The 26,150-nt window shown below is 37.4% G+C and carries 19 protein-coding genes; 13 read left to right on the forward strand and 6 right to left on the reverse strand.

From position 1 onward, the window contains the following. Window positions 1–5,031 (forward strand): LamG-like jellyroll fold domain-containing protein (locus Q1K34_RS08830; protein WP_300437381.1); only part of this gene is annotated, 5,031 nt, incomplete at its 5' end. A 1-nt stretch (window position 5,032) separates the two neighbouring features. Here the strand turns inward: Q1K34_RS08830 and rsmG are convergent. Beyond that, window positions 5,033–5,662: a 16S rRNA (guanine(527)-N(7))-methyltransferase RsmG gene (gene rsmG / locus Q1K34_RS08835; RefSeq protein ID WP_300437384.1), complete on the reverse strand. Its 630-nt coding sequence runs from the start codon at window positions 5,660–5,662 to the stop codon at window positions 5,033–5,035. Window positions 5,663–5,821: 159 nt separating this feature from the next. Between rsmG and Q1K34_RS08840 the strand changes: the two genes are divergently transcribed. Then, window positions 5,822–7,009 carry a pyridoxal phosphate-dependent aminotransferase gene (locus Q1K34_RS08840; RefSeq protein ID WP_300437387.1) on the forward strand — a complete coding sequence of 396 codons (1,188 nt, stop codon included), beginning with the start codon at window positions 5,822–5,824 and terminating at the stop codon, window positions 7,007–7,009. Between the two features lie 101 nt (window positions 7,010–7,110). Here Q1K34_RS08840 and Q1K34_RS08845 read toward each other — a convergent pair whose 3' ends face one another. Together Q1K34_RS08845 and trkA are read right to left on the reverse strand one after the other, a co-directional pair. Continuing rightward, window positions 7,111–8,607, reverse strand: a complete 1,497-nt coding sequence (locus tag Q1K34_RS08845; RefSeq protein WP_300437390.1) for a TrkH family potassium uptake protein — start codon at window positions 8,605–8,607, stop codon at window positions 7,111–7,113. Continuing rightward, entirely contained in the window at window positions 8,607–9,956 is a 1,350-nt protein-coding gene (trkA, locus tag Q1K34_RS08850) for a Trk system potassium transporter TrkA (protein ID WP_300437393.1), read from the reverse strand. Before trkA ends, Q1K34_RS08845 begins: the two co-directional genes overlap by 1 nt. Before the next feature lie 132 nt (window positions 9,957–10,088). Between trkA and ubiE the strand changes: the two genes are divergently transcribed. Beyond that, window positions 10,089–10,817: a bifunctional demethylmenaquinone methyltransferase/2-methoxy-6-polyprenyl-1,4-benzoquinol methylase UbiE gene (gene ubiE, locus Q1K34_RS08855; protein ID WP_300437396.1), complete on the forward strand. Its 729-nt coding sequence runs from the start codon at window positions 10,089–10,091 to the stop codon at window positions 10,815–10,817. Between the two features lie 4 nt (window positions 10,818–10,821). Beyond that, window positions 10,822–11,529 (forward strand): porin family protein, encoded by a 708-nt coding sequence (locus Q1K34_RS08860; RefSeq protein WP_300437399.1) that lies wholly within the window; start codon window positions 10,822–10,824, stop codon window positions 11,527–11,529. Here Q1K34_RS08860 and Q1K34_RS08865 read toward each other — a convergent pair. Further along, window positions 11,516–12,256, reverse strand: coding sequence for an RNA methyltransferase (locus Q1K34_RS08865; protein WP_300437402.1), 741 nt, complete (start codon window positions 12,254–12,256; stop codon window positions 11,516–11,518). The two genes, Q1K34_RS08860 and Q1K34_RS08865, sit on opposite strands and share 14 nt — an antisense overlap. 37 nt (window positions 12,257–12,293) lie before the next feature. Here Q1K34_RS08865 and Q1K34_RS08870 point away from each other — a divergent pair, with 37 nt between their 5' ends. The 9 genes from Q1K34_RS08870 (at window position 12,294) to Q1K34_RS08910 (ending at window position 23,472) form a co-directional block, all read left to right on the forward strand. Then, the gene (locus Q1K34_RS08870) at window positions 12,294–14,858 is read left to right on the forward strand and encodes a BamA/TamA family outer membrane protein (RefSeq protein WP_300437405.1); all 2,565 of its coding nucleotides are present in this window, start codon (window positions 12,294–12,296) and stop codon (window positions 14,856–14,858) included. A gap of 45 nt (window positions 14,859–14,903) precedes the next feature. Next, window positions 14,904–15,971: a class II fructose-bisphosphate aldolase gene (gene fbaA / locus Q1K34_RS08875; RefSeq protein ID WP_300437407.1), complete on the forward strand. Its 1,068-nt coding sequence runs from the start codon at window positions 14,904–14,906 to the stop codon at window positions 15,969–15,971. An 81-nt stretch (window positions 15,972–16,052) separates the two neighbouring features. Further along, window positions 16,053–16,910: an acetyl-CoA carboxylase, carboxyltransferase subunit beta gene (gene accD, locus Q1K34_RS08880; RefSeq protein ID WP_300437409.1), complete on the forward strand. Its 858-nt coding sequence runs from the start codon at window positions 16,053–16,055 to the stop codon at window positions 16,908–16,910. 111 nt (window positions 16,911–17,021) lie between these two features. Beyond that, window positions 17,022–17,291, forward strand: coding sequence for a 30S ribosomal protein S15 (gene rpsO, locus Q1K34_RS08885; protein ID WP_300437411.1), 270 nt, complete (start codon window positions 17,022–17,024; stop codon window positions 17,289–17,291). Between the two features lie 209 nt (window positions 17,292–17,500). Continuing rightward, entirely contained in the window at window positions 17,501–19,753 is a 2,253-nt protein-coding gene (locus Q1K34_RS08890; RefSeq protein WP_300437413.1) for a polyribonucleotide nucleotidyltransferase, read from the forward strand. A 545-nt stretch (window positions 19,754–20,298) separates the two neighbouring features. Next, window positions 20,299–21,162, forward strand: coding sequence for a sigma-70 family RNA polymerase sigma factor (locus Q1K34_RS08895; RefSeq protein WP_072552879.1), 864 nt, complete (start codon window positions 20,299–20,301; stop codon window positions 21,160–21,162). A gap of 193 nt (window positions 21,163–21,355) precedes the next feature. Further along, window positions 21,356–21,784 carry a BLUF domain-containing protein gene (locus tag Q1K34_RS08900; RefSeq protein WP_300437423.1) on the forward strand — a complete coding sequence of 143 codons (429 nt, stop codon included), beginning with the start codon at window positions 21,356–21,358 and terminating at the stop codon, window positions 21,782–21,784. 49 nt (window positions 21,785–21,833) lie between these two features. Beyond that, window positions 21,834–22,496, forward strand: a complete 663-nt coding sequence (gene rpe, locus Q1K34_RS08905) for a ribulose-phosphate 3-epimerase (RefSeq protein WP_300437426.1) — start codon at window positions 21,834–21,836, stop codon at window positions 22,494–22,496. Beyond that, the gene (locus Q1K34_RS08910) at window positions 22,483–23,472 is read left to right on the forward strand and encodes a YpdA family putative bacillithiol disulfide reductase (protein ID WP_300437429.1); all 990 of its coding nucleotides are present in this window, start codon (window positions 22,483–22,485) and stop codon (window positions 23,470–23,472) included. The genes rpe and Q1K34_RS08910 overlap by 14 nt, the downstream gene beginning before the upstream one ends. A 64-nt stretch (window positions 23,473–23,536) precedes the next feature. On the opposite strand, the gene Q1K34_RS08915 is transcribed toward Q1K34_RS08910, so the two are convergent. Further along, entirely contained in the window at window positions 23,537–23,899 is a 363-nt protein-coding gene (locus Q1K34_RS08915; RefSeq protein WP_300437432.1) for a hypothetical protein, read from the reverse strand. Between the two features lie 179 nt (window positions 23,900–24,078). Beyond that, window positions 24,079–26,150: MBG domain-containing protein (locus tag Q1K34_RS08920; protein WP_300437434.1), on the reverse strand; the 2,072-nt coding region annotated here is incomplete at its 5' end.

The raw sequence follows: 26,150 nt of genomic DNA on the forward strand, positions 1-26,150 counted from the left end.
AGGGATAGTAAAGATTGTCAGATCACTCAGAACATTACGGTAAACGAACCCACAGTTCTCACCGCAACTACACCAACTACCACGCCTGTCAGCTGTAATGGAGGAAGTGACGGCACCATTACTGCCGGCACACCTTCAGGAGGAAACGGGAATTATTTATATGCCCTTGATAATGGAACTTTTAGTTCATCAAAAACATTTAGTAACCTTAGTGCGGGTGGTTATATTCTGAAAATCAAGGATTCTAAAAACTGTGAGCTTATACAAAATATTGAGATTACAGAGCCAGCACCACTAAGTATGACTGAGCCCAGCAGTACAGAAGTTACATGTTATGGAGGTGCTAACGGCTCTATTACAGTTGGAACTATGTCTGGCGGAAATGGTAATTATCAATATTCTCTGGATAATACCAACTATACCACTTCAACCACCTTCACCGGACTCACTGCAGGTAATTATACAATATTCGTTAAGGATAATAAGAATTGTGCTTTACAAAAAAGTATTTCAGTCACGCAACCTAACCAGTTAAAAGCAAGTCTTACCAAAACCAATGTAAAATGTCATCAGGGAAGTGATGGTTCGATAACTATTTCAAGTCCTTCGGGAGGGCATGGCAATTATGAATATAGTATTGATGGCATTACCTGGCAAAATTCTGGTAATTTTACAGGCCTTAGCAGTGGCACATTCTCGGTTTCCATCAGAGATGCTGATTACCCTTCTTGTAGTGCAGTTTTAAATGCTGCCTATGAAATTAGCCAACCTGCAGACCCCCTTGACGCAACTGTATCTACTACCAGAACTACAGTTTATCAAACTTCTACAGGAACTGCCGAAGCTTTCCCTGTTGGAGGAACCCCTGGATATACTTATGAATGGCGAAAAAAAGGTGAAACTACAATATTACAAACCACAAAAAAAGCAACAAATCTGGCAGCAGGAAATTATGAATTGACCGTGGTAGATTTTAATGGTTGTAAATTTACAACTTCAGTTGTAATTAACGAAATAATAAAAGCTACAATCATACCTACTTCTATTTGTGTAGGTGATGAAGATTTAATCAGAACTTCATATTTTCAAGTAGAAGATCTTACGGCTTTGGGAGGCGTTGGGCCCTACACCTATTCATGGTCTTTTGGAACTGATTCAACACCTTCAGCCACGACCGGTCCGGGAGTTATAGAAGTTAAATATAGTACAACGGGAAATAAAGCAATTTCAGTTACTGTTACCGATGCTGAAAATGTTAGTAAAACCTTTAATTATACCCAATTTGTAGGAGAATGTTACCGGGACAATTGTGGATCTGATGATTTTGTGGTTAGTTCTTATTTTGTAGGTGATATTGATGGAAAACGCACCACAGTTGCTAATTGTCTTGATGGCAAGCAGAAATATTTATATGTGAAATTAAGCACAAATACTGAACGATATTCCCTTTATGCAGAATTCACCTATACCATATCCAATAAATTAACAGGTGAAAGCACTACTACTACAAGAAATGGTTGTTTTTATGAAAATGAAGCCGTACCGGGCACGGCGCGTACCCTGGCAATTGACTGGGAGTGCGGGGACGATATTGTTTTGAATAGTATTTATCTTACTTTCTCCAACAATATAAAATGGGGTTGTGGACAGGGTCCTAATCCTAAATGTTTCTCCACTAACAATGATGATACCGTAGAATCCCCACTCTTTGCCTATGCTATACCAAATGAATTATTATGTTTTGATTCAGATCTAGGTACTATAGAGGTTTTGGCTTCGGGAGGTAGAGCCCCCTATGAATATAGTATTCAGAATGCAAGTAATGGATATCAGGATGATAATATTTTTAGGATCTTAAAAGCTGGAAATTATGATGTCTGGGTAAGGGATGGCCAGGGAAATATATATCAGGTGCCCACAGTGGAAATCACTCAACCAAGCACCGCAGTTACAATTGAAACAACTGTACAAAATATTGAATGTTTTGGAGGAACAGGACAGGCGACTGCAACGGGAAGTGGAGGTACACCTTATGAAACAGGAGAACCATATGAATATCTATGGAATGATCCCAATCAACAAACCACAGCTACGGCTACAGGTCTTCTTGCCGGTGAATATACTATTACCTTAACAGATGCTAATGGTTGCCAGGCTATACAAACTGTAAGTATTACACAACCTGAAGAATTAACAATAGCTGAAACTGGCGAAGACCAGGTCTATGGATGTGGTTTCAACAGTACCACACTGGAAGCTAATACACCAGTTACCGGAACAGGAATATGGACAATCGTTTCTGGAACCGGAGGTACTATAGCAGAGCCTTCAAACCCCAATTCTAGGTTTACCGGTGCGAGTGATTCCTATACGCTGAGATGGACTATTTCGCATCCTGACGGTACCTGTGCAACAACCAGTGATATGGTAGTTACTTTTTCATCTGATTGCAGTACGCTGGATTTTGATGGTGTAGATGATCACGTAATTCTTGGGGATAACTACCCTCTTTCTTCCGGATCTTTTTCTATTGAAGTTTGGGTAAAACCAAAATCGGTATTGGGTGTAAGAACTGTGCTATCTAAACGGGATTATACGAATATGAACAGTGGAGGTTTTGAGCTTATTATTAATAATGGTGCGCCAACTTTTAGATGGGGTAGTAACTCGGTTTCCACCTCCAGTAAAATCACTACTAACCGCTGGTATCATTTGGCAGTGATATATAAAAATTCAAATGTTGAGCTTTTTGTAGATGGAATTAAGGTAGGAAACAGTTCGGCATCCAATCCCGGAACATCGCCAGCATTATTCTTACTGGGTGCTATTTATGATTCAGCAACCCCAGATATACCAAAAAATTATTTTCACGGCTGGATGGAAGAATTAAGGATATGGAACACTGCTCTAACAGCTAATCAGTTGAGATTTATGATGAACCAGAGAGTGGTAAATAATAATGGTATTACAAAAGGAGAAGTGCTTCCTATGAATGTGCCAAATTCTTTGTCCTGGAGTAATTTACAGGGATATTACAGGTTAATGTCAAATGAAATCACTAATGGTGAAACACCCGACATCGCCACTAACCAAATTAACGGTATTCTGAAAAATATAGAGACTGCTCAGGAAAACACTGCTCCCCTGCCCTATATCTCTAATCAAGATGGTTCCTGGAGAAATACTTCCACCTGGCTAAGACCTACCGTATGGGATGTACCAAACGGAATAGGAATAAATGGTGATTATATCAATTGGAATATCGCTCAAATAAAGCATAATATTTATTCAACTACCCAGGATATTTACCTGCTGGGCTTACTTTCCGAAATAAATGAATTAAAAATAGATGGAGATGTTTCAACTGAAACCGGCCAGGGATTAACAATAACCCACTATCTAAAACTTGATGGCATCATCAATTTGGAAGGAAATTCGCAGCTGGTTCAACCAGAAGGCAGCATTCTGGATCAAGCCAGTGCTGGTTATCTTGATGTAGACCAGCAGGGAACCGCAAATAGTTTTAATTACAACTATTGGACTTCTCCCGTATCACTTATGGGACAACCTAATAATTCTGGATATACAATCCAGAATGTACTTATGGATGCCTCAAACCCGGCCGAACCAAAGAATATTAGCTTCGACTATCAATTCCATTGGGCGGACGGAAATTATTCCGGTAATAAAAGGATAAGTACTTACTGGCTCCATACCTTTAAAGGAAATGCTGATGACTATAGTGAATGGCACCAGTTTTCAGAATCAGAATTATTGAATCCGGGAATTGGATTTAGTATGAAAGGAACCACCGGATATGTACCGGTTAGTGATCGCCAGAATTATACATTTAGAGGAAAACCAAATAATGGTGATATTAATGTTTCTATTGGCGCCGGACAAAATTTACTTACTGGCAACCCCTATCCTTCGGCCATTGATGCTCAACTGTTTATTGAAGAAAACCTGAATAGCTTCAATGGAAGTTTATATTTCTGGGACCATTTTGGACCTACAAATTCCCACTATCTGGAAGAATATGTTGGAGGTTATGCCGTCTATAACTTATCCGGTGGAATTGCTTCTGCTTCCTCTGTAGACTCCAGAATTAATCCTACGGGAGAACGCAGTAGTAAAACTCCTCCGGGAAGATATATTCCTGTAGGGCAGGCATTTTTTGTCAGCTCCATTGGAGTTTCTTCCCCTGCCCCTCTCACTTATAAGAACAAGTATAGAGCTTTCGTATTAGAGTCTACGAACGACTCTCAGTTCCATGCTCAGGAAAAAGACCCTAAAAAGGCTCAGGAAAATAAATATCAAAAAGACAGCAGATATAAAATAAGATTGAAATTTGAATCTCCAAAAGGATATCACCGCCAAATCCTGGTAACTGCAGACGCAAATACTACGAATGGATTTGATCTGGGCTACGATGCCCCCCTTATCGAAAATAATGTGGAGGATATGTATTGGATGATAGAAGATACTGAATTTGTAATCCAGGCTGTTTCCAACTTTAATCTGGATCAGGTATTGCCAATAGGAATAAAAATTTCAGAAGAAGGCGAATACACCATTAAGCTGGACAAGCTTGAAAACATCAAAATGGAATTCAATATATATTTAAAAGATAAGCTGAATGACTCCTATGTGAATCTTGCTAAAGAAGATTATACGGCAACAGCTGAAGAAATAGGATCTTTTAACGACCGCTATGAAATTGTTTTCAAAAAGCCGAATGCTGAAAATCCTGTTGATGAAAAACCTGAAGAATTGGAAGAAGGCACAATATTAGGTTTAAGTTATTTAAGGGATACAGATGAAATTGCAGTAATTAATCCAGATCTTATGCCTGTAGATCATGTAGAACTGTATAGTATATCTGGACAGTTGATTAAAAGCTTTACAGAAGTACCAACAGAAAGATCTATATTATTAAGCATAGATCAAAAGCTAAGTTCTGCAGTATATATTGTAAAAATGTATTCTGGTGAAAAATCGTATTCAAGAAAAGTAATTATTACGAAATAAATTAGCCTTTATATTTCATGGGGAGATAAACCACTTTTTTAGTGTCAAAAAAATCTTCCTCGAAATAATCTGAAAGCTCAAAGACTTTAGCAGTGCGATAATCTTTGAGCTCTTCGGTTAAATCTCCTCCTTTTAAATAGAGAATACCATTCCTTCTTTCGTGATTGTTTTCTTTGGCTATTTTACCTTTAATCCACCGAACAAAAGATGGCATTACCGCTACAGCCCTACTCACAATAAAATCATAATTCCCTCCTAATTCTTCCACTCTCTGGTTGAAAGCTGTTACATTATTCAATCCAAGCCCTTCAGAAACTTCTTCCACCACTTTTATCTTTTTTCCTATGGAGTCTACTAAATGAAAAGAACTTTCAGGAAACATAATTGCCAGGGGAATTCCTGGAAAACCACCACCGGTGCCTACGTCCAATACTTTTGAACCAGGATTAAAATCCTGAATTTTTGCAATACCCAACGAATGTAGTACATGTCTAAGATAAAGTTCGTCTATATCCTTTCTGGATACTACGTTGATCTTCAGGTTCCAATCCTTATACAATTCCTCCAACTTTTCAAATTTGGAAATTTGATCCTCTGTTAATTCAGGAAAATATTTTTCTATTAATTCCAAAGCCTATTATTTTCTGCAAAAGTAATTATTTTTTATTGCTATTTTTTTTGAAAATCAGATTGGTGGAATTTATAAAATTTTAACTTTGAAACAATTCTTAGTTTATCTGAGAATCACGCGCAAAAAAAATAGTTGCATTAAAATTTAAAAATTAAAAACATGCAAGAAAAATTATCAGATCGCATTAACTCAATGGCAACTTCCCAAACCCTCGCAATGGCGGCGAAGGCGCGTGAATTAAAAGCAGAGGGAAAAGATATTATTGGTCTTAGCCTTGGCGAACCCGATTTTAATACCCCAGATTTTATAAAAGAAGCCGCCATTAAGGCAATTAACGAAAATTATAATTCTTACACTCCGGTTGATGGATACGTTGAATTGAAGGATGCTATCATCAATAAATTTAAAAGGGACAATAATTTAACTTATGACAGATCCCAAATTGTCGTTTCTACCGGTGCCAAACAATCACTGGCAAATGTGGCCATGGTGGTGCTAAATCCCGGAGATGAAGTACTCCTTCCATGTCCTTATTGGGTAAGTTATGCAGAAATTGTAAAATTAGCTGAAGGTGTTCCTGTAGAAGTTCCCACTACTGTAGAGACTGATTTTAAAATTACTCCTGAACAGCTAGAGGCTTCCATTACCCCTAAAACCAAAATGATTTGGTATAGTTCCCCATGCAATCCAAGCGGAATGGTCTATAGTAAAGAAGAACTTAGAGCATTGGCCGATGTACTAAAAAAACATCCGGATATTATTTTGGTGAGTGATGAAATTTATGAACATATCAATTTTGTTGGGGACCATGCTTCTATGGCTGGCTTTGAAGATATGTATGATAGAACGGTAACGGTAAATGGTGTTTCAAAAGCATTTGCCATGACCGGTTGGAGAATTGGTTATATTGGTGCTCCATCCTATATCGCCAGGGCCTGTAACAAGATGCAGGGCCAAATCACCAGTGGTGCAAATTGTATAGCACAGCGTGCTGTAATTACCGCATTGGAAGCCCCGGTTAGCAAAATCAGTCATATGATTGATACTTTTAAAAACCGTAGAAAATTGATTATTGATTTATTAAATGACATCGATGGATTTATAACTACAGAGCCAGAAGGTGCTTTTTATGTATTTCCAAACGTATCTTTCTTCTTCGGAAAAACAATTAAGGGGCATGAAATTCTTAATGCAACAGATTTTAGTCTCTTTTTACTTGAGGAAGCCAATGTGGCCACTGTAACTGGAGATGCTTTTGGAAATCCTGAATGTATTAGAATTTCCTATGCTGCCAGCGAAGATCAAATAACTGAAGCTTTAAGAAGAATCAAGAAAGCTTTGTCTTAAGAGCCTGAAACTACAATATCAAATAAGAAAACCGGCAAAAGCCGGTTTTTTTTATTAGCTGATTTTTATTCAGCAAATATACTGGCCCCTTGAATTATAGATTACCTATTCCTCCAGAAAAATGGAGTAAGAATGATTAGTACTGTAAATAATTCTAATCTTCCTATTAACATTAAAAAGGCGGTCCACCACTTTCCAAAATCAGGCAGCATATCAAAGTTATTAACCGGACTTAATCCTCCAAAAGCAGGACCTATATTACCTAGAGACGAGGCTGCGCCCCCAATGGCCGTTTCAAAATCCAGACCTAGCCAGGCAAGCACCACTGCACCTATAATAAAAGAAAGCATATAAAGTATAAAGAAACCAAGTATATTAAATACAATTTCTTTACTAATAGATTTACCATTAAATCTTACAGGTAATATGGCGTTTGGGTGTAAAGTTCGTTTAAATTCTATTATACCGTTTTTAATCATGATGATATGGCGCATCACTTTCACACCACCCGCAGTAGATCCTGCAGAACCTCCCAGGAAGAATAACCCGAAATATAATATTGTTAGAAAGGGGGTCCACATAGTAAAATCTGCCGAAACAAATCCAGTGGTGGTAATTACTGTTAACACCTGAAATAAAGAATGCCTGAATGCGCTCTCACCTTCACCCCAAACCATGGGGTGATCTATAGAGGAAATACTAACATCTGCCTGAAAATAAATAACCAGCGCAGAGATCATGGTAAAACCTGCAATAAAATACAAATACCATTTAAATTCATCATCATGCAGCACTTTACTTATCCTTCCTTTGAAAGCGAAATAACTTAAGACGAAATTACTTCCTGCCAAAAACATAAAGACTATAACGATATACTGAATAAAAGGATTATCATTCCAGAAAGCCAGGCTCGCGTTTTTAGTGGAAAAACCTCCCGTAGAGAGAGTACTAAATGCATGGTTAATGGCATCAAAGAAAGTCATTCCCGCTACCCAAAGTAAGACCGTTTCAGCTAAAGTATAGGACACATAAATTAGCCAAAGCCGCTTGGCTGTATCTGTAATTCTTGGCTTCAGTTTATCTGCGCTGGGCCCAGGAGATTCCGCAGTAAATAATTGCATCCCTCCTATTCCCAAAAGTGGAAGTATTGCGATTGCCAATACAATAATCCCCATTCCTCCTATCCAGTGGGTAAGGCTTCTCCAGAATAAAATTCCTTTTGGAATAGCTTCAATATCATTTAAAATAGAAGCTCCCGTAGTGGTGTAACCAGACATGGTTTCAAAAAAAGCATTGGTAAAGCTTGGAATCGATTCACTCACCAGATAGGGAAGAGTACCACTTAAAGCCATAAAAATCCAACCGAAGGTCACAATAATGTAGCCTTCTCGAATCTTTAATTCTTTACTATGGCCACGGGTGGTAAACATTAAAAGTGTACCGATAAAAAGGGTCACTAAAGCTGCTGTAGACATTTCCAGGGTCACTCCGTCCTGATAGAACCAGCTTACCAGTGTTGCTAAAAGCATAAAGCCGCCATTACATAGCAGCAGTAATCCCATTACATGAAGAATTATTTTATAATTCAGTTTGGGCATTATAGAAAGAGTTTTTCAACTTTATTGATAGAACGGGGTAGGCAACAGACTACGATCCTATCACCTGGTTTGATGAGGAAATCACCTAACGCGATAAGCCCTTCTCCATTTCTAATAATACCTCCAATAATTGCGGACCTTGGGAAATCAAGGTCTTTGATCTTTTTATTACTAACCTGGGATTTAGGTTTAACGATGAATTCCAATAATTCGGCATTCATATTATTCAATTTGGTCATTGCGACCACTTCTCCTTTTCGCACAAACCGAAAAATATTATTCGCAGCTAACAATTTTTTGTTAATCAGAGTGTCAATTCCTATCGAGTGGCTTAGCTGAAAATAATCCATATTTTCTACCAGAGAGATCGTTTTCTTTACGCTCTTTGACTTTGCTACCAAACAGGACATAATATTAGTTTCAGAATTTCCGGTAACTGCTATAAAAGCGTCCATATCATGGATATTTTCTTCTTCCAAAAGCTCCACATTCCGGCCATCACCATTAATAATTAAGGTGTTCGGAAGTTCATCTGCCAGCTCATATGCCTTATCCCTATCTTTCTCGACTAATTTTACATTAAAATTGTTAAGACTAAGATCCTGTGCGGTTTTTCTACCAATCTTACTTCCGCCCAGCACCATCACATTTTTAATTTCCTGCCTAACTTTTCCCGTAAGTTTGTATAGCTCTTCCACACCATTCTTCAATGTTATGAAGTATACCTGGTCCCCATCTTTAAACTGCGTATCCCCTCTCGGAATAAGTGTATATTGCGTTCCAAATCTTTGAATAGCAATAGGAACAAAATTGAGTTCTGGAAATATCCTGGCGGCCTCCTTCACCGTTTTTCCCACAAAGGTGGCTGTACGGGAAAGACTTACACCTATCATGGTTAAAGCCCCTTCTTCAAACTCATAACTATCATTAAATGCAGACTGGTTCAGAAGTAATTCAATTTCCCGGGAAGCCAGGGCTTCTGGAGAAATTAATTCATCTATTCCAAACCTGGTAAAACCTAATTCTTCCTGATTTTCAAGAAATTCAGTATTGGAAATCCTGGCGATAGTCCTTTTAGCACCCAATTGTTTAGCCAATACACACACCGTAATATTTGTGGCCTCACTTGAGGTTACACTTATTACCATATCTGTATATTTAACCTGGGCTTCTTTGAGAATCTTAATGGAGCTTGCATCACCTTTTACCGTTCTAATATCCAAATGAGTATCTGCGTAACCGAGATTATCTCTATTGGGATCTATTAGCGTGATATCCTGGGATTCAAAGGAAAGTAATTTAGCTAAATGAAATCCTACTTCACCTGCACCGGCGATAATTATTTTCATATAACGCTTAAAATTATGAAGGCAAAGTTAAGCTATTTTGAAGAAATGAAAAATCCAATATGAAAAGATAAAATTTCACTGATTAACAAGGTATTTTAAGCATATCGGTTATCTTTGAAACAAATTTTTTCTATGAGTAAAAAGGTTACGCCTTATAAGGACTCCAAACTCACAAAGAAGAAACAGGTTGAACAGATGTTTGATAATATATCAGATAATTATGATGGTCTCAACCGTGTAATTTCTTTAGGCACCGATGTGAAATGGAGAAAAAAGGTAGTTGCTACTGTAGCAGCTGCCAACCCAGATAGTATTCTGGACATTGCTACCGGCACCGGTGATCTTGCTATTCAGATGGTTGCCACCGGCGCATCAAGGATTGTTGGCCTGGATCTCTCAGAAGGAATGTTGAAAGTGGGAAGAAGAAAAATATCTGAGAAAGGCTTTAATGCTCAAATTGAAATGATCCAGGGAGACTCAGAAGATTTACCTTTTGGAGACAGTTCGTTTGATGCTATCACCGTAGCTTTTGGCGTTAGAAATTTTGAAAACCTGAAAAAAGGTTTAGAAGAAATTTATAGAGTTTTGAAACCCGGAGGTATTTTTGTAGTATTGGAGACTTCGGTACCCACTAAATTTCCATACAAACAAGGTTACCATCTATATTCGAATCTAATATTACCTGTTATTGGTAAAATATTTTCAAAAGACAAAGATGCCTATTCTTATCTCAGTGAAAGTGCTGCTAATTTTCCCTACGGTATAGCGTTCAACAATATTTTGCAGGAAATCGGGTTTATAGATGTAGAAGATTTGCCGCAAACATTTGGCGTTTCAACAATTTATATTGCTTCAAAGTAATCCCATGAAAAGAATAATTGCGATAATTCTTATTGCACTAAGTTATAATACTACACAGGCACAAATATTTTCAGGAGAACGTGTTTTAAATCAGCAGAATTTTGATCAGCAAAGATGGTCCTGGGGTTATTTCTTAGGCTTCAATAGCTATGATTTTAATTTTGATTATGAAGAATATAATCCAAGCCCCGTCACGGGGAAGGATTTTGTAGTGGAAACAAGGGTAGGATTCAATGTAGGACTTATAGGAAATTTAAAGCTTAATCACAATTTTGATTTAAGATTAGAACCTGGAGTAAATTTTAGTACTCGTGGTTTTCAGGCTTTAAGAGCAGATCAAGGTACTTTTCGTGAAATAAGTTCAACCTATGTGCATATTCCTTTGCTGGTAAAATTCAATGCTAATAGGCTAAATAACTTCAGGCCATTTGTGGTAGGGGGAGTTTCTACTTCCATAAATTTAAGTAGCAATGAAAATAATCCCGACGACAATAGTGCCGGCCAATTTCGAATGACTACCAATTCATATTATTATGAAATTGGCTTTGGAATAGATCTTTATCTGTATTATTTCAAATTATCGCCTTCCATACGTGGTGTTTTTGCAATTAACGATGAGCTAATTCGTGATACTGATCCAAATAGCCTATACACAGGTAACGTTGATAAAATGTCTTCCAGGGCTGTGTTTATAAACTTCACCTTTCAATAGAGGCATTCCTTCTAAATTCACTTAAAATTATTGAGGTAGCAGTAGCAACATTCAGGCTTTCTGTTTCTTTTATTTTTCCAAATTGAGGGATTGTCAATGGTTTGGAAATATATTCTTGCATTTCTTCCGAAATTCCATTAGCCTCATTCCCCATAAGGATAAATGCTTTCTCTGGTAATTTTTCAGAATATATATTATCCCCTTCCAACATGGCTCCAAAAACCGGGATCTCCTTGTTTCTTTCAAGAACCTCCCGAATATCTTTATATAAAACTTTTACCCTCGTTAGAGAACCCATACTCGCCTGCACTACCTTAGGATTGTAACAATCTACCGTATCTTTGGAGCATATAATGTTTTCTACGCCAAACCAGTCGCATAGTCTTATAATAGTACCTAAATTTCCCGGATCCCTCACTCCATCCAGAACCACAGTTAAAGTCTTAATCTCAGCATCTTTATCTTCTGGAATCTTAAAAACACCAAGGGCTTTCTGTGGTGTAGAAAGAAAGCTAATTTTCTTTAGGTCTTTTTCGTCAATTATAGTTAAATATTTTTCTGAAACCTTCAAATTAGCGTCTGTTACATAAATCGAAACTATCTCAAAATCAGAATTTATAAATTCCTGAACCCCTTTTATTCCTTCAACTATAAATAGTCTGTGTTTATTTCTAAACTTTTTTTGGGACAGACTTTTTATTAACTTAATCTGGCTTTTGCTAAGCATTAAAAAAATGTATTTTTGAGCCACTAAACTTCGATGTTTGAAACGGCTTCTCGCAAAAATATTATTATTTTTTTTAACTCTTGTCTTAATAATTAGCTGTAATGCCGTAAAAAGACTGGACGCTGATCAAAATCTTTTGGTGAAAAATGAAATTTTCAGCAATGGAGAAAAAGTAAAAGATTCCAGAATATACAGTCAGTTGTATCAGGAGCCGAATACAAGGATCTTGAATTTTCCGCTAGGCCTCCATGTCTATAATCTGGCCAGGCCAAATATAGATAGTATTCTTGCTGAAAAATTTTTAGAAAATGAGAGAAAACGCGACAAATTAATTAGCCTCCTCTCGAAAAAACAATTTGACAAATATTTAAAATCAAGGGTCGAATTCAATCAGTTTTTAAAAAGGACTGGAGAAGCTGCCGTCATTATTAGCGAAGAAGCTACAAAAAAATCTAAAAACAGGTTACAATCATGGTACTGGAATAATGGCTGGTTCAATGTAGAAACAGATTATAAGATCATTCCGCTAGAAAACAAAGATAAACGCGCCAGGATAGAATATTATGTTACACCGCATACACCCTATATTCTGGATTCCATACATACCGACATCACCTCCACAGCTTTAGATTCCCTTTATGAACTAAACAAATCTGAAAGTGAAATTAAATCGGGCATCCAATACAACACCCTGGACTTTAACGAGGAACGGGATAGACTTTCAGAATTATTTAGAAATAATGGAGTATATAATTTTGATCAGGAATATATCAGTTTTGATGCTGATACTGTAGACACCAATCATAAATTAAACACCACCCTGATTATTAAAAATCAAAGAAATAATGTGGGTGACAGTATTTCTCGTGTTCCATTTAAAATTCATAAAATTAGTAAGGTCAATATTTTTACAGATTACGCCTATTCCAACAGAAATGAAGTGTTAACCGATAGCGCCTGGCATGAAAACTACTCGCTTTATAGCTTTAATAAAATGCGCTATAAGCCCGAGGCAATAACCGATGCAATTTTTGTAAAACCAGGAAATATATACCGTGATCTGGACAGGACCCGAACCTATAATAGGCTTAATGCATTAAGGGTCTTTAAATATCCCGAAATCCAGTATACTCTGGATCCTGATGATAGCACTGGGACAGATTTAGTTACCAACATTTTTTTGAGTCCACTCCCAAAATATTCCCTGGGTTTCGATTTTGATGTTTCTCAAAGTAATATTCAGGAATTTGGGATTGGATTCGGAGGCTCTTTTTTAATACGTAATATTTTTGGCGGACTGGAGAATTTAGAACTTTCCGGGCGTGGTAGTATCGCTTCTTCCACAGACGCTGCCGGCAGTGCTGATGATAACCGATTCTTTGATATTACCGAAGTGGGTGCGGATTTGAAACTAAGTTTACCCAGGATTTTTCTTCCAGTTGATACAGAAAAGATTATCCCTAAGTACATGTCTCCATTTACCAATATGAGCCTTGGATTCAGTACCCAGCGAAATATTGGATTGGATAAGCAAACTTTTTCCGGTATTTTAAATTATGCCTGGAAACCTTCAAAAAAGCTTTCGAATAGTTTTGATCTTTTGAATATACAGTACGTTCGAAATCTTAATACAGAAAATTATTTCAATGTATATCGTAATTCCTTTGAAGAATTAAATGATATTGCTCAGCAAAGTAATTTTGCATTCAATGATCCATCAGCTAATCCTACGCTTGAGATCCCGAATGAAGCTGATGAGTTTATCAATTACGTGGTTTCAGATAATTCAACAAATACCGGACTTACCGAAGATGATTACTTCAATGTTCTGGATATCTCTGAACGTAAAATAAGGCTAACAGAAAACAACCTGATATTTGCTTCAGCCTTCACCTATCTATGGAACACAAGGGAAAGTTTGTACGACAAAGAATTCTCTCGGTTTAGATTTAAAGTTGAAACAGCCGGAAACATTCTTTCCGCATTGTCTGGTGTCTTTAATTACGAGCAAAACGACCAGGGAAATAATAAAATAATTGGGGTAGCTTATTCTCAATATATCAAGACCGAAATTGATTTTATAAAACATTGGGATTTAGGGAACAATAAAGTATTTGCAGCCCGTGCATTTGGAGGTGTCGCCATTCCCTACGGAAACGCCAACACTATACCTATCACTAAAACTTTTTTCGCCGGCGGACCTAATGACAACCGTGCCTGGCAGGCCTACGATTTAGGCCCGGGAAGCAGTGGAAGCATATTAGAGTTTAATGAAGCTAACATGAAACTGGCCTTTAATGGGGAATATCGTTTTGCATTAATAGATGATTTTAAAGGAGCTTTATTTGTAGATGTAGGAAATATCTGGAATGTTCTGGATTCCAGCACTTCTGAAGAATTCATTTTTGAAGGCTTTCAGGATTTAAAAGAACTCGCTGTGGGTAGCGGTTTTGGTTTAAGGTATGACTTCAACTTTTTTGTTTTAAGATTTGATATTGGTTTTAAAACACATGATCCTGCAAAACCTGAAGGAGAACGATGGTTTCAGGAATACAATTTTAACCACGCCGTTTACAACGTCGGCATCAATTATCCTTTTTAAGCCAGTTTATTTTCTTATTTTTGTAAGCCTAATCAATAAAAAGTTATGAGTCATAATATTAAACCAGGCGTTGCCACAGGAAAAGAAGTACAGGAAATCTTTAATTATGCGAAGAAGAAAGGTTTTGCATTGCCTGCAGTAAATGTGATTGGATCTAGCAGCATCAATGCTGTTCTAGAAACTGCTGCAGAGTTAAAATCCCCTGTGATCATTCAGTTCTCCAATGGTGGAGCCCAGTTTAATGCCGGTAAGGGACTTTCAAATGAAAACGAGAAGGCTGCAATTGCTGGAGGTGTTGCAGGAGCAAAACATGTGCACGAAATGGCTAAAGCTTATGGGGCTACGGTGATTATGCATACAGACCATTGTGCTAAAAAATTACTTCCGTGGATAGACGGATTGCTGGATGCGAGTGAAAAGCATTATGAGCAATATGGAAAGCCTTTATACAGTTCTCATATGATAGACCTTTCAGAAGAACCTATTGAAGAGAATATAGAAGTATGTAAAGAATATTTGAAGAGAATGTCCAAAATGGGGATGACGCTGGAAATTGAACTTGGTATTACCGGTGGTGAAGAAGATGGTGTAGATAATACTGATGTGGATTCCTCTAAATTATATACCCAGCCCGAAGAAGTTGCTTATGCTTATGAAGAATTAAGCAAGGTTAGCGATCAATTCACTATTGCTGCAGCTTTTGGAAATGTTCATGGTGTATATAAACCAGGTAACGTAAAACTAACCCCAAAGATCCTGAAGAATTCCCAGGAATATATTTCCAAAAAATATAATGTAGAAGAAAATCATATTGATTTCGTATTTCATGGTGGAAGTGGATCTACCGTAGAAGAAATTCGTGAAGGAATTGGATACGGTGTTATTAAAATGAATATTGATACAGATCTTCAATACGCATTTCTTGAAGGGATTAGAGATTATATGGGAAGTAAGACAGATTACCTTGCAACTCAAATTGGAAACCCGGAAGGTGAAGATGTACCTAATAAAAAATATTATGATCCTCGCAAATGGCTTCGTGAAGGAGAGCTTACTTTTAAAGCTCGTCTTAAAAAGGCATTTGAAGATCTTAACAATGTAAATACACTGTAAAAAACTAACAGCCTTTTTCTTTTTAAAAGGCTGTTTTTTATTGCCCTGAAATTAACAATTGACAGGTAAAAACTAAAAGAAATGGCTTGGTTTAAAAGAACACAAAAAGGGATTCAAACACCTACAGAACAAAAGAAAGATGTTCCAAAAGGCTTATGGTATAAATCTCCTACAGGAAAAATAGTAGATGCGGAACAGCTGGAAAGTAACTTTTATGTGAGTCCGGAAGATGGATATCATGTAAGAATAGGAAGCAATGAGTATTTCAAAATACTTTTTGATGATAATAAATACAAAGAATTAGATAAAGGGGTGACCTCTAAAGATCCCTTAAACTTTGAAGACACAAAAAAATATACCGATAGGTTGAAGGCCGCACAGGAAAAAACTGGATTAAAAGATGCTGTTCGCTGTGCTGTTGGAAAATCTAAAGGAAAAGACCTGGTGATCGCCTGTATGGATTTTAAATTTATTGGAGGTAGTATGGGCTCTGTTGTCGGGGAAAAAATTGCCAGAGCCGCAGATCATGCATTGAAGAATAACATTCCATTTATGATCATTTCCAAATCTGGTGGGGCAAGAATGCAGGAAGCTGCCCTTTCTTTAATGCAGCTGGCAAAAACTTCTGTGAAACTAGCACAGTTGGCAGATGCTAAGATTCCTTATATTTCTTTAGCAACAGATCCTACAACAGGCGGAACTACCGCTTCTTTCGCCATGCTTGGAGATATTAATATTTCTGAACCAGGTGCGTTAATAGGTTTTGCCGGTCCTCGTGTGGTAAAAGATACGACTGGAAAAGACCTCCCGAAAGATTTTCAAACTTCAGAATTTCTTAAGGAAAAAGGTTTTTTAGATTTTATTACCAAACGTTCAGAACTGAAGAATAAAATCAATCTTTATCTCGATCTTATTCAAAATCAGCCGGTAAGGGCTTAACTGCTTTTCAATAAAAATTGAGGTTTAAATAGGTAATATTTAAATTAATAGTATCTTTGCCGCCTGACAGAAAAACTGTCAATACATAAAAATCATTTAAATAATATTGGAATGTATTTAACGAAAGAAAAAAAAGAAGAGATTTTCTCAAAGCACGGTAAAGGAAAGAACGATACCGGATCTGCAGAAGGTCAAATCGCATTGTTCACTCACCGAATTGCTCACCTATCTGAACACCTGAAATCGAATCGTAAAGATTTTAATACGGAACGTTCTCTTGTAAGACTGGTTGGTAAAAGGAGAAGCCTGCTAGATTACCTGATGAAAAAGGATATCATGAGGTATCGTGCCATCGTGAAAGAACTAGGATTAAGAAAATAATTTTCAGGGGGCTTTATGCCCCCTTTTTTTATATATTAGTTTGACCTGTGAATTAAAGCAGGTTTTCAAAAATTGTCGCCCAGAGGGGTAGTTTTTCATTGGTCTACAAACAACTACACACAACACAACCCGGCCGTCCGGATGGCGGAGACCTTTGTTTAACAAAATGATCTGGTTGAAGTTATTCAGATCAAGAATTCAAAATTATTATGATTCCAAAAACATTTAAAGAGGTTATCGATCTAGGAGATGGCAGAACCATTTCTCTCGAAACCGGTAAATTGGCAAAACAGGCCCACGGGTCGGTTGTTGTTCAAATGGGTAACGCTATGTTACTTTGTACGGTAGTGTCTTCATACACTCCAACTACGATGGATTTCTTTCCATTAACATTAGATTACCGTGAAAAATTTGCTGCGGCGGGTCTTTTCCCTGGAGGATACTTCAAAAGAGAAGCAAGGCCTAGTAGTGAAGAAATTTTAGTAATGCGATTAGTAGACCGTGTTTTACGTCCGCTATTCCCAAAAGACTACAAATTCGAAACTCAGGTAATGATCCAGCTAATGTCTCATGACGACGAAGTGATGCCAGACGCATTAGCAGGACTTGCTGCATCTGCAGCGATTCAATTATCAGACATTCCTTTTGAAACTCCTATTTCTGAAGCTCGTGTAGCCAGAATTAACGGAGATTTCGTTCTTAACCCGAGTAGAACAGAATTAGCTGAAGCAGACATGGACATCATGGTTGGAGCTTCTGCAGATTCTGTAATGATGGTTGAAGGACAATTTGATGAATGTTCTGAAGAAGAAATGGCTGAGGCGATTAAATTTGCACATGAGGCCATCAAAATTCAGTGTGAAGCACAGGTAAAACTTGCTGAAGCATTCGGAAAGAAAGAGACACGTGAGTATGAAGTAGCTGACACAGATGAGGATATCGAGAAAAAGATCCTTGATGCTACTTACCAGAAAGCATACGATATCGCTAAAAGCGGCACCAGCAAAAAAGAAAGAAGTCAGGCTTTTTCAGATTTGAAAGATGAAGTGAAAGCGATGTTCTCTGAAGAAGAATTGGATGAGAAAGGAAAAATGATTTCCGGATATTTCAATGTCGCTCAGAAAAAAGCAGTTCGTGATCTAACTTTAAAAGAAGGAATTAGATTGGACGGTAGAAAAACTGACGAGATAAGACCAATCTGGTGTGAGGTAGATTACCTACCCTCAACCCATGGTTCAGCTATCTTTACTCGTGGAGAAACACAGGCATTGGCTACAGTGACCTTAGGTACTTCAAGAGAAGCAAACCAGGTAGATCTTCCAACTCAACAGGGAGAAGAAACTTTCTACCTACATTATAACTTCCCTCCCTTCTCAACTGGAGAAGCTTACCCAATTAGAGGTACTTCAAGAAGAGAGATTGGTCATGGAAACCTTGCTCAAAGAGCATTAAAAGGAATGATCCCAGCAGATTGTCCTTATACAGTGCGTGTAGTATCTGAAGTTTTGGAATCTAATGGTTCTTCTTCTATGGCTACCGTTTGTGCTGGAACAATGGCATTAATGGATGCTGGTGTAAACCTTAAAAAACCTGTATCTGGAATCGCTATGGGATTAATTTCTGATGGCGAGAACTACGCTGTACTTTCAGATATTCTTGGTGATGAAGATCATCTAGGAGATATGGACTTTAAAGTTACTGGTACGAAAGACGGGATTACCGCCTGCCAGATGGATATCAAGGTTAAAGGACTTTCTTACGAGATCCTTGTAGCTGCCTTAAAACAGGCACGTGATGGTAGAATTCATATTCTTGAGAAATTAACTGAGACTATTCCAACCGCGAATACTGAGGTTAAAGCTCATTCTCCTAAGATCATTACCAGAAGAATCCCTAACGAATTCATCGGGGCATTGATCGGTCCTGGAGGAAAAGTGATTCAGGAATTACAGAAAGAAACTAAAACTGAAATCGTGATCAATGAAGATCCGGTAACAGAAGAAGGTATCGTTGAAATTCTTGGAACTCAGCAGGAAGGTATTGATAAAGTTCTTGCGAAGATAGATTCTATCACCTTCAAGCCTGAAAAAGGAAGTATTTACGAGGTTAAAGTAATCAAAATTCTTGATTTTGGTGCTGTAGTAGAATATGTTGATGCTCCTGGAAATGAGGTTTTACTTCACATTTCTGAATTAGCATGGGAACGCACCAATGACGTAAATGACGTTGTTAAAATGGGCGATACCCTTGATGTAAAATATTTCGGATTGGATCCTAAAACCAGAAAAGATAAAGTTTCAAGAAAAGCCCTGATGCCGAAACCTGAAGGTTATAAGGAAAGAGCTCCTAGAAACGACAATCGTGATAATCGTGGATCCCGTGATAATAGAGGTGGTGGTAGAGATAATCGCAACCGTGATAATCGTCGTGACGATAGAAAACCGAGAGAAGACAAAGAATAAAATTCTCTTAAATAATTTGAAAAGCCCATGCGAGACGTATGGGCTTTTTTTATTTAATTTTCCATGTCTGGTTAAAAAATCCGACCGTTTCGCTTCTAGCTATAAGAAGTTGAACTTAACTAACTGATTAACAAAGTGAGTTTGAAAGTGTGTTTTTTAAAGAATACCACCATTCAAAAGTAAGTAAAAGCAGGTATAGATAGTAGTAGCTTTGCACTACTGTAAATAATGGGTCCAGGTTCATTCTTGTAATTTTTTTTGGATACCACTGACTTATTTTTTTAATTTTTTGAAATTTGTCGCAAGATCTTCCGACTACCCTGCCGGAAGGATTTAAGATGAATTAATTTATAAAGAATTTTTTGCGTTAGGGATTGTAGCGGAAAGCCCACAGCGACTGGAAGGAGTGAGGACTTGGAGCACAAAGCCCGGCACGAAGTGCAACGTCCAAAAAAAATAAACTTTAAATTTTGTAACATTAAGAGTACTTCTTACGTATAACCATGTACAAGAGCTATGCACAATTAAAATCCAGGAGAAGATAGATGAGACAACTTAAAATTACGAAGCAGGTAACAAATCGTGAAACCGCTTCGTTAGACAAGTATTTGCAAGAAATTGGAAAAGTAGACCTAATCACCGCTGATGAAGAGGTAGAATTGGCACAAAGAATTAAAGCGGGTGATAACCGTGCCTTAGAGAAATTAACCAAAGCGAACCTTCGTTTTGTGGTTTCTGTAGCAAAACAATATCAAAATCAGGGATTAACCCTTCCCGATTTAATTAATGAAGGAAACTTAGGACTTATTAAAGCTGCGAAACGTTTCGATGAAACCCGTGGTTTTAAATTTATTTCGTACGCTGTATGGTGGATTCGCCAAAGCATCCTTCAGGCATTGGCCGAGCAATCAAGAATTGTTCGTTTGCCATTGAACAAAATTGGTTCGATTAATAAGATCAACAAGACCTTCGCCTTTTTAGAGCAGTCACATGAGCGTCCGCCAAGTGCTGAAGAAATTGCGAAAGAGCTTGACATGACCATTAACGACGTTAAGGAATCTATGAAGAATTCCGGGCGTCACGTATCTATGGATGCTCCATTAGTAGAAGGAGAAGATTCTAACCTATACGACGTTCTACGTTCTGGTGAATCTCCAAATCCAGACAAAGAGTTGTTGCATGAATCTCTTAGAACTGAGATTGAACGTGCTTTAGAAACTCTTACTCCACGTGAAGCAGACGTTATAAGACTTTATTTTGGCCTGGGAGATCAACATCCTATGACCTTAGAAGAAATTGGCGAGACTTTTGATCTAACAAGGGAAAGAGTTAGACAAATTAAAGAAAAGGCCATTAGAAGATTAAAACATACTTCCAGAAGTAAAATTTTAAAAACCTATCTTGGCTAAGATATTTAAAGCAACAACAGTTTAGTGACGGGAGTGATGACCCGTTATGAAAATAACTGTTCGTTTTTTGATTGATGAATGACCCCGGAGTGATGACCGGGGTTTTTTCTTCTACTCCTTCTTAATTTCATCAAATTTTATAAGTTATTTAAGAAAATTTGTTTTTTTAAAAAAATTACATTTATTTAATTTTATGGGATTAACTAAATTCCTCAATTCCATGCATTACGCCATTAGCTATGTGAGTACGGTAGATACCGATCTGGAAACTCAGGAGATCAAAGACCTTTTAGCCCATTCTAAGAAGATTAACAACGAAAGAAATATTACCGGTCTACTGCTGTTTTCAGAAGGAAATTTTTTCCAGGTTATTGAAGGAAATAAAATGAAAGTTAAGAATCTTTTTCAGAAGATAAAAGATGATAAACGTCATCATGGGATTATCAAGATTTTCGAAAAAGAAATTACCCGTGAATCTTATAATGGGTATGAAAGCAGTTTTCTTTCTGAGGAAGCTAAGTACAATGACCCTTCCTTACAATATTATATCAACTATTTGAAAGTGTTGGATCCCAAATCCCAAAACACTATAAAATCTATTTTAAGGGCCTTTATCTCTTAAAAGCCTAATATTCTTTTTATTTTAGCAGCTTAGCTAAATAATAGAATACATGTCTAAAACTCTCATTGCCCCTTCTGTACTTGCGGCTGATTTTGCCAATCTCCAACGAGATGTTGAAATGATTAATAATAGTGAAGCAGACTGGTTTCATATAGATATTATGGACGGGGTTTTTGTTCCAAATATTTCTTATGGAATGCCTGTTTTAAAGGCAATTACGCAACATGCTAAAAAAACTATCGATGTTCATTTAATGATCATCGATCCGGATAGATATATTAAAGAGTTTGCAGCTTTAGGAGCAGATATCCTTACCGTGCACTATGAGGCCTGTACGCACCTCCACAGAACCTTACAGGCTATTAAAAATGAGGGAATGAAGGCAGGAGTCGCCATAAATCCTCATACAAGTGTAGATTTATTGAAAGATATTATAAATGATATCGACGTAGTACTCATAATGAGTGTCAATCCCGGTTTTGGAGGTCAAAGCTTTATAGAAAACACCTTTAATAAGGTACAGCGTTTAAAGGAAATCATTTCTATAAACAATGCGAATACATTAATAGAAATCGACGGTGGGGTTACCGACAAAAATGCTGGAGAATTATCCAAAGCCGGAGCAGATGTTCTGGTAGCCGGTAGTTATGTTTTTAAATCTGACGATCAGCCTAATACGATTAAAAACCTGAAGCAAATTGCAAACTCCTAATAATAAATATGAAGTAGTAATTATTGGGGGTGGCCCCATTGGTATTGCCTGTGCTTTGGAAGCAGAGAAAAAGGGACTATCGTATCTAATTATTGAAAAAGGATGCCTGGTAAATTCTTTATACCACTATCCTACCAATATGACTTTTTTTTCTACTTCGGAAAAGCTGGAATTAGATGATATTCCGTTTATCAGCAACAATCCCAAACCAACAAAGCGGGAAGCTTTAGAATATTACAGAAGAATTGCAACGAATAACGAAATCAATATTCACTTATTTGAAAAAGTTACCGATGTTAAGACTAAAAAGGGTAAACATTTTATTGTTACCTCAAAAAATGAATATCAGGCTGAAAATGTGATTGTAGCTACTGGTTTTTATGATATTCCAAACCATCTGGGAGTGCCGGGAGAGGATCTACCTAAAGTCTCTCATTATTATAATGATCCCCATTATTACGCAACCCAAAAAACGTTGGTGGTAGGTGCCAGTAATTCTGCAGTGGATGCTGCACTGGAAATTTATAGAAAAGGTGGTGAGGTTACCATGCTTGTTAGAAAACCTGAAATTGGTGAAAGGGTAAAATATTGGGTTAGGCCAGATATTATTAATCGTATCGAGGAAGGAAGTATCAAGGCTTATTTCGATTCTAATCTGAAAGAAATTAGGGAAAATGAGGTAATACTAAATACCCCGAAAGGTGAGAAAGCCCTGGCAAATGATTTTGTTTTATTGTTGACAGGCTACCGTCCTAATTTTGGTTTTCTTCAGAATATAGGAATAAAGCTCTCCAATGACGGAAGGAAAATACCGTTCTACAATGAAGATACCATGGAGACCAACGTTCCGGGAATATTTCTTGCTGGTGTAATTTGCGGTGGTGTGGAAACCCATAAATGGTTTATAGAAAATTCCAGAATACACGCAAAAATGATCATGGATCATCTAAGCAAGAAACAAAAAATCTCTATCTGAAATCCACGCATAAAAAAAGCAATTTTAAAATATAAAATTGCTTTTCCCGGGGAGTGAATATTTCTTATTCCATTAATACAACAGAATTAGATCCTATTCCTTTTCTCCTACCAATTAATTTACCATAAAATTCCAGATCTTCACTATTATTTTTAAAGGAATGATCTATTTTTTTGGCTATATCATTTAAAGGAAAGGTAAATACTTCCATATCTGGATAACCATCAAAATTCTCAGATTTGTTCATTCCTATTTCTATAGAATTATTAGCTGCATTATATACCACATAATCAGCCAAAAAGTTATGCCTCAACAGATCGATACAATCTTGCGACAACACACTACTATCCTCGCATTCTGCCAAATAGACTTTCACCAGCTCCTGCAAGGAGGTTCTAAGTTGATTTGAATTAAAATAAGCTGCCATAGGTGTTACTTTTTAATTTAGAGGACTAATTTACCGGTTAAGAAAGCCTGAGGAAAGTATTTAGGTAAGATTTAACGCTAAGGCTTAAAGAAAAGTGAATTTACACGAAAGCTAATCCTTAGTTAAAAATAAAATCCGGATTTTACTCCGGATTTTATTTTCCAAACTATGGCGTTAACCTATTTTATAACAATTTGTTTTTCATAAGATTTGCCATCCCCTGTGAAAAGTTTACAGATGTATATTCCTGACATTAAATTGTCGCGTTCAAAATTTAAACGGATCACTTCAGATGCTTTTACATTTCCTGAATACAAGGTCTTTACCAGTCTACCGTTCATATCAAAGATCTTCATTTCTGCCCTGGAATCTTTCAATAAACTAAAACGAATCTCTGAAGAATAAATCATCGGGTTGGGTGCTATTTCAAGAGAAGTTAAGGTCTCTACTAAAGCTGAGTTAGTTTCCACAATTAGTTTTTCTGTTGTTTCAGAAGATTTTACATTTCCTTTAGGTTTATGGATGACAATGGAACCACCGCTGATAGCTGTAGCATCATCTGAAGATTCTGAAGTTCCTCTTTTATTATCATATACCAGATCACTTGAAGAAGCATTTTCCCATATCATTATCCTGAATTTATCAATTTCTCCACCGCCGGAGATGTCCCCATCAACAGCAATTAAGCGGAATTTATGTACTCCCATTCCATTTATGGTACCTGTACCGGTATAAGTAGCTTTAGCTCCGGAAATTACGAGTGACATATTATCGTGGGCTGAGCTTGAGAAGTGAAGATCCCCTGCTTTGAACTGGAAGTTGGTATTTCCATCTACTTCGTTGGTATTGTTTTTACCAGATTTGTATTTAGCGTTAAATCCAAAGTTTGCTCTTCCAACTACCCCAGATGCCATTGCATTAGCAGGAGAGTCTATCCAACCCCCTCCAGTTACAAAACCACCATTAGGATCGTAAATGGGAAGAAAAACCGGCTCAGTCACAGAACATCCCCCAGCTTGTGCAGTCACAGGATAAAGATTTGAAGGAAGTTTACTAAAATTAAAAGTTGCGATTCCATTAACTGATGTGGCTTCTATTGTTGTTGTACCAACTGTTATGTTTACGGTAACTCCCGATAATAAAGTTACTCCATCTAAAACTTGTATGCTAAGAATTACATCCTCATGTATGCTTCGAGGACTTTGAGCGTCGGTAACGTCCAGAGAAACTCCTTTTATCTCTAACATTTTTGAGTTATAACTTAAACTGTAATTACTATTTAAAGCAACACTTCCTTGTAGAATCTGATATATACCAACAGCTTCCCCCGCCATCCTAGTCAACGCTCCGGTAAAGGAATCGCTAAAAGCTAAACTTCCTGCTGTAATCTGAAAGGTAAGCACAGGATCAATTTGACCGCAGAATTTGTTTTTTGCGTTAGCAGTAATTTCCACGGAACGTGGTCCTATAGCAAGATCTGCAGGTAAATAAGTCAGACTATAGTTATCGTTCAAGGCAACAGTTCCCTGCTGGATCTGATATGTATCAACAGCTTCTCCAGAAATCCTGGTCAACTCACCGGTAAAGGCATCACTGAAAGCTAAACTTCCTGCTGTGATCTGGTATGTCCGTGCGGGATCAGCATCTCCATAAGTCTTAGATTTAGCATCGGCCGTGATCTCCACAGAACGTAGTCCGATTGTAAGATCTGCAGGTACATAAGTCAGACTATAGTTGTTGTTCAAGGCAACAGTTCCCTGCTGGATCTGGTAAGTACCAACAGCTTCCCCAACATCTCTGGTCAATTCACCTGTAAATAAATCATTGAAAGCTAAGCTTCCTGCTGTGACCTGGTAAGTTAGGGCGGGATCCGCATCTCCGTATGTTTTGTTCTTTCCATCCGCAGTGATAGTGATTGCTCTTTCTGAAATATTAAAAACTCCAGGTGTATTGGTAATCGTATAGTTGCTAAGTACAGCAGCAGGATTTAAAGTCGAAGTGATCGCATAAGGACCTCCCAAAACTGTTTCTCCAGCTACTCTGCTATAAGATGCTGTTACGCCATCAGCTGCCAGGAAGCCATCGAGGGTTCCAGTCAAAACAGGATCAGCAGAACCATATTCTTTGGTCTTATCAGCTACAACTATTGAGGCTGATTTAGCAGTAATATTAAATGCTCCAGGTGTATTGGTAATGTCATAGTTGCTAAGTACAGCAGCAGGATTTAAAGTCGCAGTGATCGCATAAGGAC

Source organism: Christiangramia sp., from assembly GCF_029937855.1.
Classification (GTDB): domain Bacteria; phylum Bacteroidota; class Bacteroidia; order Flavobacteriales; family Flavobacteriaceae; genus Christiangramia.

Coding starts and splice junctions, on each gene's coding strand:
- Q1K34_RS08840 (WP_300437387.1), top strand. CDS start 5,822: ATGCAAGAAAAATTATCAGATCGCATTAACTCAATGGCAACTTCCCAA.
- Q1K34_RS08845 (WP_300437390.1), bottom strand. CDS start 8,607: ATGCCCAAACTGAATTATAAAATAATTCTTCATGTAATGGGATTACTG.
- trkA (WP_300437393.1), bottom strand. CDS start 9,956: ATGAAAATAATTATCGCCGGTGCAGGTGAAGTAGGATTTCATTTAGCT.
- ubiE (WP_300437396.1), top strand. CDS start 10,089: ATGAGTAAAAAGGTTACGCCTTATAAGGACTCCAAACTCACAAAGAAG.
- Q1K34_RS08860 (WP_300437399.1), top strand. CDS start 10,822: ATGAAAAGAATAATTGCGATAATTCTTATTGCACTAAGTTATAATACT.
- Q1K34_RS08865 (WP_300437402.1), bottom strand. CDS start 12,256: ATGCTTAGCAAAAGCCAGATTAAGTTAATAAAAAGTCTGTCCCAAAAA.
- fbaA (WP_300437407.1), top strand. CDS start 14,904: ATGAGTCATAATATTAAACCAGGCGTTGCCACAGGAAAAGAAGTACAG.
- accD (WP_300437409.1), top strand. CDS start 16,053: ATGGCTTGGTTTAAAAGAACACAAAAAGGGATTCAAACACCTACAGAA.
- rpsO (WP_300437411.1), top strand. CDS start 17,022: ATGTATTTAACGAAAGAAAAAAAAGAAGAGATTTTCTCAAAGCACGGT.
- Q1K34_RS08890 (WP_300437413.1), top strand. CDS start 17,501: ATGATTCCAAAAACATTTAAAGAGGTTATCGATCTAGGAGATGGCAGA.
- Q1K34_RS08895 (WP_072552879.1), top strand. CDS start 20,299: ATGAGACAACTTAAAATTACGAAGCAGGTAACAAATCGTGAAACCGCT.
- Q1K34_RS08900 (WP_300437423.1), top strand. CDS start 21,356: ATGGGATTAACTAAATTCCTCAATTCCATGCATTACGCCATTAGCTAT.
- rpe (WP_300437426.1), top strand. CDS start 21,834: ATGTCTAAAACTCTCATTGCCCCTTCTGTACTTGCGGCTGATTTTGCC.
- Q1K34_RS08915 (WP_300437432.1), bottom strand. CDS start 23,899: ATGGCAGCTTATTTTAATTCAAATCAACTTAGAACCTCCTTGCAGGAG.